This window comes from Pseudomonas sp. G11, from assembly GCF_029457515.1.
Lineage (GTDB): Bacteria > Pseudomonadota > Gammaproteobacteria > Pseudomonadales > Pseudomonadaceae > Aquipseudomonas > Aquipseudomonas gorinensis.
This window is the reverse complement of sequence record NZ_CP120377.1, coordinates 178,064-194,267: the sequence shown is the minus strand read 5'-3', so window position 1 is coordinate 194,267 and position 16,204 is coordinate 178,064. Positions and strand designations below refer to the sequence as shown.

Genomic DNA, 16,204 nt, shown 5'->3' with positions numbered 1-16,204 from the left:
AGCGTGGGAGAACTAACACTGAATGACTTATCAGAAGTCTTCGTGCCATTTGAAACAGAAAAGTCTAACAAAGGAAAAATTGTATATTGTAATGCACATATCGATAGTGGTTTGGGGGAAGCGCAATTGCTATCCAGATACAACTATACTATCGTATATCAAGATATTTGTGCGAAAAGTTCCTATGATAAAAAACAATTCTTTGCTGAACGCTATGGCGGTGATGGAATCTTAACCAATGGAGGTGGCGCTAGATGTGGTTTTGACGGTTCTTTTCAACTAAAAGGTATAGGTGCCAATAAGCTAGTCAGTGTTAGCCCCCAAAATCCCCAGGGAAATACTCATGCAAATGGATTCCTGTCTCTAAATATTGCTATCCATGAGTCAATTTGGGCGGAGGTTGTTCAGCGCGCATTACCGTATGGTGCGGTAAGAACAGTTGCGATTATAGATTTAGAGGTCGAGTTTGAGGAATCGAATACGCATCATGCACGAGCACTTTTAATTAGGCTACCTGCTGTGCGGCCGGCACACTTTATAAGAGCAATATATTTTAAAGAAAAAAAACATGACGCTTTAAGTGAAGATGCCAAGCGTGTGACATTAGCAATACGTAGACTCGTTTCGTTTCTTCCACAAAACAGCACTAGTCAAGATGCAAATGCACTGCCCGAATCTTTAAGTTTGGGTATGGTTGAATTAGCAACTCGTTATGCTAAGCAATTTTCTGCGGCTAGATCTAAACGAATTTATCATGCAAATGTCAGCGCTTCGAACATAACAACTGATGGCGCCTGGATGGACTTGGCAGGCTCAGCAGTATTTTCAGAGCGACTATGGTGGAATGGATTCAATGTTGATAACTTTAAAGCGGAATATGCACCTGCAATCAATAGCATAAACGATATGTGCTTTTATTTAAATAAGTACGGCGTTGTCTCGTTAGAGGCCTCTAGGGAGATATTTGAAAAATCTCTTCACGCATTCAATATTGAGTTTGAAAAAAATTCCTCCGAATGTAATGCGGTACAGGCCGGGTTTCCTTTATTCATGGTAAGGCGCTTTGCGGACAACGCCTATTTTTTGGATTTCTCAAAAAAACTAAAGAAAATATTAACTAAAGATAAATATATAATAACTCCTGTTAGCGCTGGTTCCTGGATAGGGTACGAGCACTGGATCTCTCGACTATATTTGCAACTTTTCAAAGGAAAAAATGATAACGAAGTTATAGATTTGTCGTGGCTATCTGGCGATGACACCCTCTTAAGTCAGATGATCACCAGCTATGGAAATTTCTTCGACTTGGTCGTTTCAGAAGCGAGCGCTATAGGCGTCAGTCGTAAAAGTATCGCTACTTGCATTGCAATAAATTTAACTAGACTAAACAGATGCAATTCAGTGCTAGTTGATCTATATGATGAAATCACTGATGTTATTCGGAAGGGTCGAGGGCGGGAGCAGGATAAAGCAAGCTATGAACTATTATTTAAAAGATCAAATTTCGCCACTACTCTGGCCTTTGAATATAATGAAGGATTTATCCAGCATGTTTGGGGTGATGAGTCGATCGTCATACAGTTTGATGCATTAACTGGTCTGTTTATGGCTGAAGACAAAAAACGCAATGTAAATATCTCAGGCAAATTCTCTGAAGTGATAGATAAAATTTTAGATATAGAAACCGTGTGCTGTTTTTATCAAAAAATTATTGGGGTTTTTCATGAGTAACAAAAAGCTAAACTTTATTACTCATTGTCGAAATGATAGCTTCCTAGAAAGAGCTGGCATGATAGGAACTGCATGTTCAATAGCAATGGAGTGTCAGCTTTATTTTTCACTTAGGCTAATAGATGTTAGGGCATGGCTCATGCCCGCAATTAACCACAAACAAATACTATTCTTTTATGATGGTTGTGGCGATCCCGTTGGTTATATAACGTGGGCAAATCTAGCTCCTGACAGCGAGCAGCGCTTACTCAACGATACTAATTTCCTTTTGCATGAGTCTGAATGGGATGAGGGGGCGGCAACCTGGATTATAGATTGCTGCTTTCCGTCCAGAGGTGCAGCATACGCGTTAGACGCGCTCAAAAAATATTTTAGAGAACATGACACCACTAGAATTTCCTGGGTACGTAGAAACTCAGATTACTCTGTTCGGAAAGTCGTTAGATGTTCAATATGATCTAGATATGTCATTGGCTCATTTCGACTCTCTGTGGATTAGTATGTGGTCATCTAATGAAGCATGCGTGCTTCTCATCCATCAGATTAAAAAATAAACATATGCCTCGTTAAACGGCATCCCTAGCCCAGAAGGATCTCTATGCAAAGCCCCACACTTTCAGCTTTACGCCTGTTCGGTGTGCTGACAATCATGAACTGCGTGCTGTTTGCGGCGAAAGCCCGTGCCGATTACACCGACCTTTCTCTGACTCACGAAAGAGATATCCAATCCTACGTGGTGAATGCCGATGGCAGCTTCGTACTGGATGTCGAACGAGTTATGCGGATCAATGAGGAGCGTGCGCTCAAGCCTAATGCCCAGCGCTCGGTAAGCTACAACCGGACCCTGGAAACCCTGAATATTGTCGAGGCCTATACCTTGAAACCCGATGGCCGCAAAGTCGTCGTATCGGCCGACCAGATCAAGGAACAGCAGGAGGCGGTTTCGGCCGAAGCGCCAATGTTCCAGGACTCGCGGGTCAAGGTGGTGATATTCCCGGAACTGCAAGTGGGTGACCGGATGGTCATGCGCTATCAACGCCATCGCAACACGCCCCTGTTCCCTAGGCAATTCGAAGACCTTTCCTCACCGGATTTCTACCAGAGCGAGCAGGTGCGCCTCATCTACGATATGCCTGCCAATATGCAGTTGCACGCCGACTCTCGGGGTTTCAACGCGTCCACGCCAACCACCGCCAATGGGCGAACAGTATACCGCTGGGACTTGGAAAAAACTGAGAAAAATCGTGTGGAAGACGGCTCAGTCGCCTACACCGATTACGGGCAGTTCCTAGCGGTATCGACGTTCACCGACTACAAACAATTTGCCCAGGCATACGCCGCCAGGGCTCAGGTAGAAGTTACCCCGGCCATGACCAAGCTGGCCAAGGAACTCACCGCCAACCTCGACACCCCACGTAGCAAGGCCCTGGTGCTGAGTGATTGGGTACGTAAGAACATTCGCTATGTGGCCGTGTATATCGGTGCTGGCGGCGTGGTGCCGCATTCGGCACAGACCGTGCTGGATAACCGCTATGGCGACTGCAAGGATCATGTCGCCCTGCTGGAAGCGCTCCTCAAGGCCGTCGCCATTGAAAGCTCGCCCGCGCTGATCAATTCCGGCAATGCCTACGTACTTCCCAAAGTGCCGACCCTAGGTCTGCTCAATCATGTGATCACTTATGTACCAAGCCTCGATCTGTACCTGGACTCCACTGCCACCCCCATCGCTGCAGGCTATCTGCCCATCCCCGAACTAGGCAAACCAGTGCTGCTGACCCAGGCAGGGGAGCGGGCACACACTCCATCCAATCAACAGGGAAAGATCGCCACAACGCTGACGTTCAAGATCAACGCCAAAGGCGCTGCCGACTTTACCCATGACTCCATCGCCCAAGGCTGGAGCGCGGAAATCAACCGCTTCATATTCAAGGCCATGCAGCCGGCCGACCGTAACCAATTGGTGCAGAAAATTCTGAGTATGTACGGGCAATCGGGCAGCGGCGTGATCGAAACCGACTCACTCGAAGGCACTAGCGATACCTTCAAGTCCACCATCAATGGTCGCACTAACAATTTGGTGAATCTGCCCGGCCCGACCGGTACACCCACTCTCTCCAGCCTAGCCGGCGGCATCGCCCAGAGTGTATTTTCGTTGATCGCTGAAAAGGAACGCACCCAGACCTTCACTTGCCTCTCGGGTGAAATCTCCGAGGTGGCGCGCCTGGAGTTTCCCGGCAAGGTGAAGATCCTCGCGGTACCCAAGTCGGTATCGGTGAAACAAGCGGGCTTCGACTACCGGTCGACCTATGTGAAGAAGGGCAACACGGTGCTGATCACCCGTCATTACATGTTTACCAAGCCAGACATCCTCTGCACTCCTGAGGATTTCGTGGCCATGCAGCCGGCGATTGATGGCATGGTCAATGACCTGAAAAGTCAAGTCATTGTGCAGAGGTTGTAACGCCCCCATTCTCGCATGACAGGCTGATGCCCTAGGGAAACTCCGATCAAGTTAGCTTTTGCCGAGCAAAGACCAGCAATCAGGAGCATTACTCGGTCATGCTGGGCATGATTGAGCCGGTTCATGTGTTCGTAGGGGGGCTTTTTAGCCCACCTTGTTCATCCAAGGCGTAATTCACCCATACCCATCAGTTTCTTGCGCACCATCCACAGGTTCGACAGTGCAAACAGGGTGGTGAGATGGGCCGTGTTTTTCACCAATCCACGGAACCGGTTTTTCACGTGGCCGAACTGGCGCTTGATGACCCGAAACGGGTGTTCGACCTTGGCTCGGGCCTGGGCTTTTACCCGTTCAATTTCACGCTTGGTCTTGTAGATCAGGCTTCGCTTGCTCAGCTTCGTGTATGTGCTGCGGCGCGCAGCGATCTGCCAGATCACCTTGCGCCCGTCATGTTCTTCGCGCTTCTCAACACCTGTGTAACCCGCATCGGCGTAGACCGCGTTCTCGTCGCCGTGCAGCAGTTCAGCCACTTGCGTCACGTCTGCGACATTGGCCGCGGTGCCGTGGACGTGGTGCACCAAGCCTGATTCCACATGGCACCGATGTGGGCTTTCATGCCAAAAAAATACTGATTCCCTTTCTTGGTCTGATGCATTTCAGGATCACGCTTGCCTTCCTTGTTCGGATGATCGTGGCATCCACAATGGTGCCCTGGCGAAGCGACAGGCCCTTATCCTGCAAGTAGCGATTGATGACGTCCAGGATGCCCGATGCCAGTTGCTGCTTCTCCAGCAGATGTCGGAAATTCATGATCGTGGTGTCTTCGGGGATCGGGGCGCTGAGCGTCAGCCGGGTGAACTGACGCATTGAGGTGATTTCATAGAGCGCCTCTTCCATGGCGGGGTCGCTGAGAGAAAACCAGTTCTGCAGCAGATGAATGCGCAGCATGGTCTCCAATGGATACGGCTTGCGACCACCGCTAGCCTTTGGGTAATGAGGTTCGATCAAGGCCACCAGTCCGCTCTAGGGAACGACTTGCTCCATCTCGGCCAGGAATCGCTCGCGACGAGTCTGCTTGCGCTTGCCGGCGTACTCGAAATTGGAAAAGCTCATCTGACTCATGGGACTGGCTGTTGCTCGTGGCGAGAGGAGTGAGCTATTTCAGCACAGCAAGCGGGCGCTGTGCTGAACTTGATCGGAGAATCCCTAGCGCAAGTTCGCTCATGTGAAATCTAGGTTCCGCGAGAGTGGCGGAAAATTGACTCTTCTGTTTGTTTTGTTAAACCTGTGGATAGTGTGAAAAATATAATGCACTTCGAAACTTTCTCGAGCAAAAATAGTTAGCACTGAAACCCTATACAGCGCTATCAATGAACACTCATCCGCTGCGAACTGAACATGATTTCAGCTTTTTGTGTCCTACTACTTCTACGCGTCTGTAAGTTGCTTGATATTTTCTAGAAGTTATGTGCCGGCCATGCTGAGAAAATGGATACAAAAAGACGCCTTGTCCCAGTAGTGCAAAAAAAGAAAATTAATTTTATATTTTACATAGTTCTAAAGGCTGCGTCATCCCCTACACATATAGGGGTGAAATGGGCAACCTTTTGATTGTTTTTTTCGTGGCATTCACAGAAAATAATCAGGCAGCGGGCTTTCTCGAGCCTTCACCGGCAGACTTAGCTTTGAAATTTGAAAAGACCTTCTGCTAATTCAGGACAGATGTTTGCGGAGTTGTTTTTTTGCCGGCTTTTATGACTTTCAAAATCGAGTCCTAGCTTATCAAATGTTATTTGTGAGTGTAGTTCTATATCTACCGTTTCGGTATCATAAGGGATTAATTATGCGTAGATTAACTGACAAAGAAGTGTTGCTCGTATCCGGTGGTGATAGAGGTGATTCCGCTATGGCGGGAGCTGGAATCGGCGCGGTTGCAGGAGGGAGGGCTGGAGCTATCGTCGGTGCGGAGGTAGGAGCCTCAATCGGGGTAGTTGGCGGGCCGGCAGGAGTGTTGATTGGTGGTGCGCTCGGAGGTGCTGCAGGTTTAGCCGCGGGCTCCTTTATTGGTGCTGGTATTTACGATGCGTTTAAGGGATCCTAGTCTGTCTAGATTTCATTAAGTTTTCTGTTTAAGATTTTGATTACAGAGACTTAACTTTGCCGTAGTATCTACGGCAACTCTATTTAAGCTGAGGTTTTTGTTGGTGTCAAAGTCTAATTTTCCGATATATGCATATTGCTTGCTGGTTCTCTGTTTGCAGCTTGTAATTCCTGATAAGGATATATGCTTATCGTATAGATTTATATTCCTATATAGTTGTTTCTTGCTATTGCTCGTCACGTTGACATGCGTTGCGCTCGTCAAAAAAATGGACCTCCAACCTTCGCTATATTTAATTTTACTTTTGGTTCTAGCGATTGGTCTGCCTGTTATATATTATATTTATTCCTGAATTTAGCGTCTCGCTATGTTGGGCTTTAAAGTTTTAATTTAGCCACTGCTGACTCTGCTGCCGGCACAGTGGATGTGGGAAAGCGATTACTAGAATTACATGCTCAACGACGACGGTGCTACGTTCTGCCCAACCAAGGGTCGCTGGCATTGGGAGCTATCGTCCTCGTCAATCGATATGCGTCCACTCGCGACAGCAGTGTTGTCAACATTCTTTGAGCAGCTAACCGGCCAGAACGAACAAACATTCCTAAATCAGGGAGGCGTCGTCCTCGCTAATACGTTCTTCAGAACGGTCATGATTACCGAGCCATTAGTTTTGATGCGGAAGACATCATTGGATTCCTGATGCGTCGCGATGAGGGTTACGAAGCATTGGAGATGCTATTAAACGCAGCAGATACGGATGTCGAAGTCGCCTAGTTGTTAGCGCCGATGTCGAATTGACCCAGTTGCCGAGATGTCACTGACCTAGTCTGATTCCTTGCGAACCATCGCCTATGGAGGGTTTGTGCCGATTTGGAGGTGGATCAGTCTTGCGTCGGCACATGGGGCAATTCGGCATCGGCCTCAACACTTCGGGTATGCGTTCGGGCAGCCCGTCTTGCGCCTTTAAATCGGTTACCACTTATGTGACAGCAACTCGGAAATTTCACTCTTCCTGCTGTGTCGGCAGGCGCATGAGGGCCTTCTTCATATAGCCACAGTTTCTCGACCGTCATAGCTCCATTGTGCTTGCACTCGACGAATTTGCTGTTTTTAGAAAAAAAATGAAAAAATCAACTAGTTGGTTGTTCGACAGACTTTATTTAGTAGATCGAATGGCAACACCCCTTAAATTGGTATTGCGACAGACTTTATTTCTGATCGGTCCACCGATTAGCCCCCGCAATTGCTGGGCTCGTTCCGACAGACTTTATTCAGTAGGATCACAACCGGGTCTCCAGGCCCCCGCGAAAGGACGCGCCTTCGATGAACACACCCTCGCAAATCCACGAGCGTTTGAACAACCGCCGATTCACTGTCGCCAACAACACCCACGGGCTATCCGGCGCGGGCACGGTGTTTCATTACCTGGTTGAGGGCGATGCGGTTTCCGGTACGTACCAAGGCGGTCGAATTCGCTTGGGTACGCAGGTTGGGCGCGTCACAGGTCCAGACTCTATCGAGCTGTTGTATCAGTGCCTGACGCTGGAAGGTGAACTGCTGGCCGGCTGGTCGCGAGGCATTGTCGGTGTGGATGCTGTCGGGCGTACCACGCTGAGTTTCGTGTGGGGGTGGTTGTCGGGGGCGACAGGAGGTGGGGAGTCGAACTATGTGGAGATTGCAGAGGGTGATGGCCACACCTAAGGCACAAACTCCACCCTCAACCCCCGGCTCACACTCCGTCCCTGATCATCACTGACCCGCAACCGATACTCGCCCGACTTGCCCGGCCGCCAGTTCAAGGTGGCTTGTGGCGGGCCCTGGCCGATCAGGCTTTGGTCGGCGAACCAGTAAAGCGTCGTCGCATCGCTGGCCGCATTCGCGTTCAGCGGGATGCTTTCCTGGGGTTGGGACAGGCGCAACTGATAACTCACTTGCGTCAGGGGCGAGCGGATCTGTGGGGCTTCGCTCTGGTCGCTGATGCGGTTGGGCTGGCAGTTTTTCAGCACGTTGGGCGGCGTGCGCCGAGGCAGGCCGGCGGCGCGGTACAGGCGTTGCACGTCGCTGGGCCAGAATTCGAAGACTTCTTCGCGGGTGTACTGCGGATCGAACGGCGGGCAGGCGGCCTTGCCGGTGCGGGTGTCGATCAGCACCGGGCGGTGCAGGTTGGACACGCGAATCGGCGAGACGCCGGGGATGTACCAGGTCTTGCGGGTTTGCGGGCACCAGCGGTTGGGCAACTCGCCGGACGCGGCGCACACGTCGATGCGCACCAGCCCGGCGGGCGGCTTGTCGGGCTTGATGACGGTGTTGGGCAAGGCCAGGGGCAGAGCGTCGGCGATGCGGAAAAACAGCGGCGCGGCGGTCTTGGCGCCGATAAACGCGGGGTTCGGGCGACCGTCGAAGTTGCCCACCCACACCACCAGCACATAGGGGCCCACCAGGCCGGCGCTCCAGGCATCGTGAAAACCCCACGAGGTACCGGTCTTCCAGGCAGTGCGCCAGTGGCGGCCGGGCAGGCCATCCGGGCGCGGGTTGCGTCGCAGCATGTCGCGCACCATAAAGGCGGCCTGGGGCGTGAGCAGCGCCGCTCCGGTGGTTTGCGGCTGTTCCTGTAAATAGCGCAAGGGCCGCAAATGACCGTCACCGGCCAGCATCACGTACAGCCGCGCCAGTTCCTCCGGGGTCATCTCACCCCCACCCAGCGCCAGCGCCAGGCCGTAATGGCTCTCGTTGCGCAGGCCCTTGATGCCCGCCTGTTGCAGTAATCCGTAGAGCGAGGGCGATTTCACCTGGCTGGCCAGCCACACGGCCGGGATATTACGGCTACGGATCAACGCATCGCGCGCCGTCAGTGGCCCGACAAAACTGCCGTCGAAATTTTCCGGTTGGAAGTAGCCGAAACTACTGGGCAGGTCCTTGAGGATGCTCATGGGGTGGATCACCCCTTGGTCCAGCGCCAGCCCATACAGAAACGGCTTCAGGGTCGACCCAGGCGAGCGGCGCGACAACACGCCGTTAACTTGGCCGTGGATGCCTGTGGATAAATAATCCGCCGAACCCACCAGCGCCTTGACGCTCTGGTCGCGACTGTCGATCAGGATGGCGGTGGCGTTTTCCACACCGGTGCTGCGCCGCTCGGCGATAAACCCGCGGATCAGGCGCTCGAGCAATTGCTGCAAGGGCAGGTTGAGGGTGCTGTTGAGTTCGTTACCCGGTTGGGACGCGAGCAGTTGTTCGCTCAGGTGCGGTGCCAGGAACGGAATCTGCTGGCGGTTGCGTGCTTCCAGGGGCAAGTCCAGCAAACTGTCGTTACGCACGTCCTGTGGATAAGTACTCCGCCAGTCATTCATCAAGCGCAGCCGTGCGTTTTGCAGCGAGGGGCCGAAGCGCGCACGCCTTCCCGGCTGTTGCGGGATCACTGCCAGCGCCAGGGCCTCGGATAACGAAAGCTGCGCCGCTGACTTGCCAAAATAGATGCGACTGGCCGCCTCCGCGCCTTCGATATTGCCGCCCATGGGGGCCAGGTTCAGGTAGGCCTCCAGGATGTCGTGCTTGCTGTAGCGCGCTTCCAGCCACAACGCCAAGGCCATCTGCTGCAATTTGCCCGGCACCTGGCGCGTATTGAGGTCCCATAGGCGCCGCGCCAGTTGCATGCTCAAGGTCGAGCCACCCTGGCGCTGCCCGCCGCTGTAGGTGGCCATGGCCGCACGCAGCAGCGCCGGGGGATTGATCCCCGGGTGCCAATAGAAATTGCGGTCTTCCTTGAGCAGCAAGGCTTCGACCAATGAGGGCGAGATCCGCTCCAGCGGCAGCCAGAGGCGGTATTGCCCATCATCCGCCAGGGTCATGCGCAGCAGCGAGCCATCATCCGCCAGCACGACCCTGGAGGACGTTACCGCCTGTTCCAGCGGGGCATGGGGCCAAAGCCGCAACCCCGCCAGTACCACCGCCGCTGCGAGCAGCGGCGTCAGGCACTTAAGGCTTGGTAATTTCAAGCTGGCCTACTTTGCCACGCCCTTGCAGGGTGGTTTCGTACATACCTTCGGCGTAGGCCGGTGGTGTATTGAAGGTGCCGGCGTTGGTGGCGCGCACGCGGTAGACGAAGGTGCCTGCATCGCGCAACGCGGTGCCGTACAACACCACCCGATCATCGCGTACATCCACATAATCCGGCTGCCAGTTGCTCAACGCGGTCTCGCCGATCGGCGCTTGCCAGGTGTCGGCTTCCTGGTTGTCTTCGACGTATTCAGACTCTTCGCCTTCACCTTCGCTGTCCTCGCCGCTGGCGGTTTCCGGCTCCGGCGGCAAGTTATACACAGGCTCGACGCCACCGGGCAGCAGGTCAACCACGGCCACTTGCTGCACCTGATCGCGATCCGTTGCGCGCAGGCGCAGGCGTACGAGGAATTCGTCGCCCACCGCGACCTTGCTCACCGGCTCGCCTTTGAGGTCAAGGTACTCGTGGATGATTTCCAGGCCGTTGTTGATGGGCTTGAGCTTGGCGCCCTTATCGAAACCGGCTTCGCTGAGCATGTAGAACGCTGCCGGGCCTTCGGTTTTTTCCATCAGCAGTTTTTGCGTACCCACGGGCACGGCGGCACGCGGTGGCTGTCCGGCCATCTCCAGTAATTGTTGCTGTTTGTCACCCAGCCACGCGGTGGCCTTGAGGGACATGTCGCTTTGCGCGCGCTGGCCATAGTTGTCCAAGGCCCGCAGGAGCAGGGCGGCCGAGAGTGAGTTGTAGCGCTGTTCGTTCAGGCGCTTGCCGAGTTTATCCAGCAACGCCGTGGGTACCTCGTCAAGCAGCTCGGGGAAGTGCCGGGCCAGCAGGTGCAAGTGTTCGGCATCGTGCACCAGCGGGTCGTAATAAAGGCCGTCGCTGTCCCACTTATCCACAAGCGAACGCCATGGGATTTTGCGCAACAACGTATCGGCCTGGCGATCCTGCTTGAGCAGCTTGTAGCTGGCGGCCAGGTAGGCGGCACCGAGGTCGTTCTGCCAGCTGTCCTTGAAGGTGCTTTCGTAGCGTTCGCGGATATCGCTCAAGGCGCCACTGACGAGAATCCCCTGACGGCTCAGCAGGTAACTGGCGTAGGCACGGTTGCGCAATTCCGACAGGCCTTCGCTCGGGCCGTTGGCCAGGTCCGTCAGATAGGCGTTGGCCCGCACCAACAGGTCTTCCGGTATTGGCAGCCCACGCTCCTTGGCTTCGATCAGGAAGTCGGTGGCGTACAGGCTGGCGTAGGGCGCTACATCCGGGTTGGCCGCCCATAAACCAAAGCCGCCGGCCTGGTTCTGGCGTTGGCGCAGCATGCGCACCGCGCTGCCGAAGGCTTGCTCGGCCTCTGGCGCCGTACCGCCCCAGATCAACGCTGGCATGGCCTTGGACACCAGTTGTTCGGTGCAGGCATAGCCATAATCATCCAGGTAGTGCTTGAGGCCATTGGCCCACACTAACGGGGAGGCCGCCACACCCACCTGTACATCGCGCAGTTGGTTGAACAGTTCGCGGGTGGGCTTGAGCTCTTTGCTGGCGCTGTCGAAACGTCCTAGGCTCAGGGCCACGCGATGCTCACTCAGGGGGCGGATCGACGTGGTTTCCGCCACTTGGATACGCTTGCCGTCCGGCAGCACCGCGACAAAGCGCAGATCCGCCGAGCCGAGGTGCTCGCCGACCTTGATCTTGAACTCGGCGGTACCCTCCTTGCGCGGTTGCAGTGACAAGGTTGTGCCCTTGCCGCCCTGGACTACCAGTCCGTCGCTGGTCTGCACTTCAAACTTCACATCCGCCGCGGCATCCAGGTTGCTGAACACCCCGGCACTCACGTTGAACACATCCCCCGGCGCGACAAAGGCCGGTACGTTGGGGGTAATGACGATCGGCCCGCGTACTTCGGTGTTAGCCTCGCTGACACCGACGCTGTCAGCATCCACGGCCACCGCAAACAGGTGCAGCTTGCCATTGAAGCTGTCTGGCACCTGGTAATGCAGCACGCTTTCACCGGCGGGCAGGTCCACCAGCCCGGACCACCAGGCCACAGGCGGCTGATGTTTGCGCTTGAACGGGTTGAGGTGATTGGCCAGGGCGCCTTCGGTATCGCCACCGGGCGCAGCCCCACTGAGCAGGCGGCTGAATTCCGGCAGGATCAGGTCAAGGATCTGACTGGTGCCGACCTCCAGTGCACGCTTCTGGAAGAAGAAGCCCAACGGGTCCGGCGTCTGGTAGCGCGCTACTTGCAGGATCCCTTCGTCCACCGCGTAGACCACCGCCCGGCCCGGGCGGTCGGCGGTGACCTTGATATCCAGGGTCTGCCCCGGCTCGATCTTCGCCGGGCCTTCCACCTTCAGCGCCATGCGCCGTGCGTCGAGGTTGATGCTGAACGGCACCACGCCATAGGACAGCGGGCTCATGTACACCTCGGCCGAACCCATGTCGCGTACAAACTGCACGTTGACGTAGGCATTGCCCTCAAGCCCTGCGGGAACGCGGATATGTTGCACGCTGTTGGTGCTGTCGGCCTTGAACCATTGCTGGGTATAGACCTTGTCGCGTTCGATGGTGATCAGGCCCGCACCGGTATACGGCGCACGAATGCTGATCGCGATCTCATCCCCGGTGGCGTAGCTGCGTTTATCCAGGCGCAGTTGCAGCTCGGCGTTGCGTTCCAGGGAGCGCGAAGTGTTGCCACGCCCGGCCACGCTGTAGTCGATCTGGTTGAGCAGGTTGCCGTTGGCATCCTTGAGTTGCAGGGTGAAATCGCCCGGCGTGGCGGTGTTCAGTGTCTGCTTGGCGCCTTCCTGGGTCATGACCACCGGCGAGGCCGGCTGGCTGATGTTCTTGATGCGCGACTCGTATTTGTAGGTGCCGTTGGACTGCTTGACCAGCACCGAGACGTAGCGGTGCTCGACCACTTCGCTGGTCAGGCCATCCACCGCCAGCGGCGTGAGGTCCGGCGCCACGGCCAGCCAGTGCACCTGGCGGGGAGCGTCCTTGGCGACATACGACAGTGAGTCCTGACTTTTCACACCGACCAGATAGGGCGCGGACGACACCAGCAACGCACTTTGCGCCGCCACGTTACGTCCACCTTCGGCTTCAAATACCTGGGTCATCACTTGCAGGCGGTAGGTGCTGTTGGCAAAGCGTTGCAGGTTGAGGTCAAGCAGCGCCTGGCCGTTATCGTCGACGGTGGTCTCGGCCAGGTCTTCGGTGCTGGCCTCGTCCAGCGAGTTGTTGAGGCGGAAGCGATAATCGGGGTAGCGATCGAAGGCTGCCAGCGTCGGGCTCAGGGACATTTTCGCGGTGACGCGACGGCCGGACGCCGGGGCCCCGAACAGGTGCATCGCGGTGACTTTGGCCACCACCTGGTCCGGTGGAATCCAGCCCTGCACCGGGGTGTCATGCAGGCTGAGGCTGACCTTCATACGGTCCGGCTCGAAATCGCGAACCTTGAAGCTGACGCTGCCCAGGTCTGTGCGGGTCTGCTTCTGGCCGATCAACTGCAAGGTGGCGGTGTAATCCCCGGCGGGGGCGGTCTCGCTGCTGGGGAAATCAAAGGCTTCAAAGCCGCTGGTGGACAGCTTCAGCGGTTGGCGAATCACTTCCAGGCCGCGTGGGTCGGTGATCTGCAGTTCCACCGGCAGGCCCTGCAGGGCGCCTTTCCAGTTGCCGCTGCGTACGATCATGCCCAGGTGCGCGGTTTCACCGGGCCGGTACAGGCCACGGTCGGTGAACAAGTAGGCGCTGAGACGATCGATCGCACCGTCCTCTTCCAGGCCGCCGACATCGAAGCGCGATAGATCCAGCTGCTGGGACTGACGGGCAATCGGCAGGAAGGATTGGTCATTGCCACGGCTGACCACATACATCAGCGGCGTTTTCTCACGGCGCAGTTCATCGAGCTTGGCGAAATGCGCGTGGCCTTCGTTATCGGTGTGGCCGCTGGCGACCGGCAAACCGTTACGCCCGATGATATCGACCTGGGCGTCGGCGACCGGCGAGCCATTGCCGATGGACTGTACATACACATCATGGCTGCCGTCGCTGGAGCGTTTGGCGATGATCCCCAGGTCCGTGACCACGATAAAGCGCAGGTCGCTGGTACTGCTGCGCGAATAATCGAAGGTGCGTTCGGCCGGTTCATCCTGCGGGCTGAGCTTGAGCACGAAGATGCCGCGACGACCGCCGTTGGCGGTGAGGTAATGGCTGAGGTCGACGTTGTCATAGACGGTTTTCGCCGGGTCATTGGACGACAGCGGAATATCCAGCGCCTGACGCTCGACCATGCGATCGAAATACTCGTTGCCGAAGTTAGGCCGGGCGAAGCTGCCGCTGCTTTGGTCGACCAGATGCTGCAATTGGTTGGGCAGCAGGCGCGCGATTTCCACATGGGCACCCGGCACGCCACGGGCCATGAAACCCAGGCGTTTTTCGCCGTTGAGGCTGAGCAGGGCGCCGTCGGAGAGGAACTGCAAGGTGCGCGGATACGCCGGCATGCTGATCAGGGACGCTGTGGGGTTTTTCGCCAGGTAGCCGCCGATGGCTTCCAGGTTGGCGGGCACTCGCACATACAGCGCTCGGCCGGCCGGGGCCTTGAACTTGAAGGCGTGCAGGGTGTTGAGCGGCTCGACGCTGGGCACGTGGGTCAGGTTGACCTTGGTGCTGCGGGCGAGCAGGGCATCGTCGATATCGTTGCTGTTATAGGGGCGGGTGTCGTCCTGGGCTTTTTCCGGCAACAGCCAGGCCTGGACCTTATTGGCGATGGTGTCATCGGCTACGGCACTGGAACTGCTGAACATCAGCACCGGCTCCGGTTCGCCGCGTTCGTTGTCCACAAAGCTGACTTCGGCGCCGGTAAAGGTCAGGCGATAACGACCCGGTACGGTGACTTCCGCCACCAGCGGTGCGGTGCTGGCGTTACCGCCGTCGCGGGCCTTGATGCCTTCATCGAGCTTGGCGCTGACCGGCGTGCTTTCCAGCGGTGTAGCCAGGGCGGCAGAGCGGACGAAGGCGTTGAGCTTGGTGTCGTCGAAGGTGATTTCCGGGCGGTTGTGCAGCTGTGCATCGCGGTAGGCCAAGCCTTTTCCGAGGGCGACCGATACGCGCTTGCGCACGCTTTCTTCATCAACCGGGTGGGAAAAACGGAAGGTCGCTACCAGTTGTTTCAGGGTTGGGTTGGATGGGTCCTGGTACAGCTCGTTTTGCGCCAGGCTGGCGCGGAACGGCTGGGTGGAGAATTGGCTGCTGTACTGGCTGAGCAACACGCCGTCGGCCAGCAGGCTTTTCTTCGCCAGGTCGAGGGTGTAGTGGGCGTCAACGGGCCAGTCTTTTTCCGGCACAAACACCAGGCTGCGATCATCCGACCAACGCCACGTGCCCGCTATCGCGGGCTTGAGGCTGATGCCCTCGTTCACGGGTTTGCCGATGGCGGCCAACGGTGCCACGGATTCGGCAAAACGCACCTGCAGGTTATCCACAACCGGTGGCTGCTGGGTGTAGTCGGTCAGGTTGGGTTTATGCAGCGAATAGCCCACGGTGTGGGGCTGCGGCAGGTGGGTGTACCAGTGCCAGCCATAGAAAGCCGCGGCGGCCAGCAGCACCAGGCCCAATACGCCGGCACCGGCCTGGCGCGGATAAGCGCGGGCTTTGTTGCCCAGGTTCGCCAGGCCGCGGCCAATGGCACGCAGCCATAGCGGCGGATGCCATTGACCGAAAACGGCCCCCACCACAGTCAGAAACACACCGACAACACGACGGCTGATGGCTTTGAGCGAATCGAACATGGTGAGCATCCCTGGCTAAGTGCGGCGTATCTTACACGCGTCTTTGATACAAAAGATGACACCGATACGCCGCACGGCGGGGATGTTTACCGGGTCAGCGGGGCCCCTCCCACATTTTGATCGTCATT

Annotated in this window: 5 protein-coding genes and 1 pseudogene; 3 read left to right on the top strand and 3 right to left on the bottom strand. The window is 56.0% G+C overall.

Going from position 1 to position 16,204, the window contains the following annotated elements:
- The first annotated feature begins 3 nt into the window (after nucleotides 1-3).
- Nucleotides 4-1,731, top strand: coding sequence for a hypothetical protein (locus P2T68_RS00820; protein WP_168233002.1), 1,728 nt, complete (start codon nucleotides 4-6; stop codon nucleotides 1,729-1,731).
- A 598-nt stretch (nucleotides 1,732-2,329) separates the two neighbouring features.
- Nucleotides 2,330-4,192, top strand: a complete 1,863-nt coding sequence (locus tag P2T68_RS00815) for a DUF3857 and transglutaminase domain-containing protein (RefSeq protein ID WP_168233001.1) — start codon at nucleotides 2,330-2,332, stop codon at nucleotides 4,190-4,192.
- Between the two features lie 158 nt (nucleotides 4,193-4,350).
- Here P2T68_RS00815 and P2T68_RS00810 read toward each other — a convergent pair.
- Nucleotides 4,351-5,314 (bottom strand): annotated as a pseudogene (locus P2T68_RS00810) (IS5 family transposase).
- Nucleotides 5,315-7,616: 2,302 nt separating this feature from the next.
- On the opposite strand from P2T68_RS00810, the gene P2T68_RS00805 reads away from it, so the two are divergent.
- Nucleotides 7,617-7,994 carry a hypothetical protein gene (locus P2T68_RS00805; protein ID WP_024078221.1) on the top strand — a complete coding sequence of 126 codons (378 nt, stop codon included), beginning with the start codon at nucleotides 7,617-7,619 and terminating at the stop codon, nucleotides 7,992-7,994.
- Here the strand turns inward: P2T68_RS00805 and pbpC are convergent.
- Together pbpC and P2T68_RS00795 are read right to left on the bottom strand one after the other, a co-directional pair.
- Nucleotides 7,991-10,288, bottom strand: coding sequence for a penicillin-binding protein 1C (gene pbpC / locus P2T68_RS00800; RefSeq protein ID WP_277378911.1), 2,298 nt, complete (start codon nucleotides 10,286-10,288; stop codon nucleotides 7,991-7,993). The genes P2T68_RS00805 and pbpC overlap by 4 nt on opposite strands.
- The gene (locus tag P2T68_RS00795) at nucleotides 10,269-16,076 is read right to left on the bottom strand and encodes an alpha-2-macroglobulin (protein WP_277378910.1); all 5,808 of its coding nucleotides are present in this window, start codon (nucleotides 16,074-16,076) and stop codon (nucleotides 10,269-10,271) included. The genes pbpC and P2T68_RS00795 overlap by 20 nt, the downstream gene beginning before the upstream one ends.
- Nucleotides 16,077-16,204 lie beyond the last annotated feature (128 nt).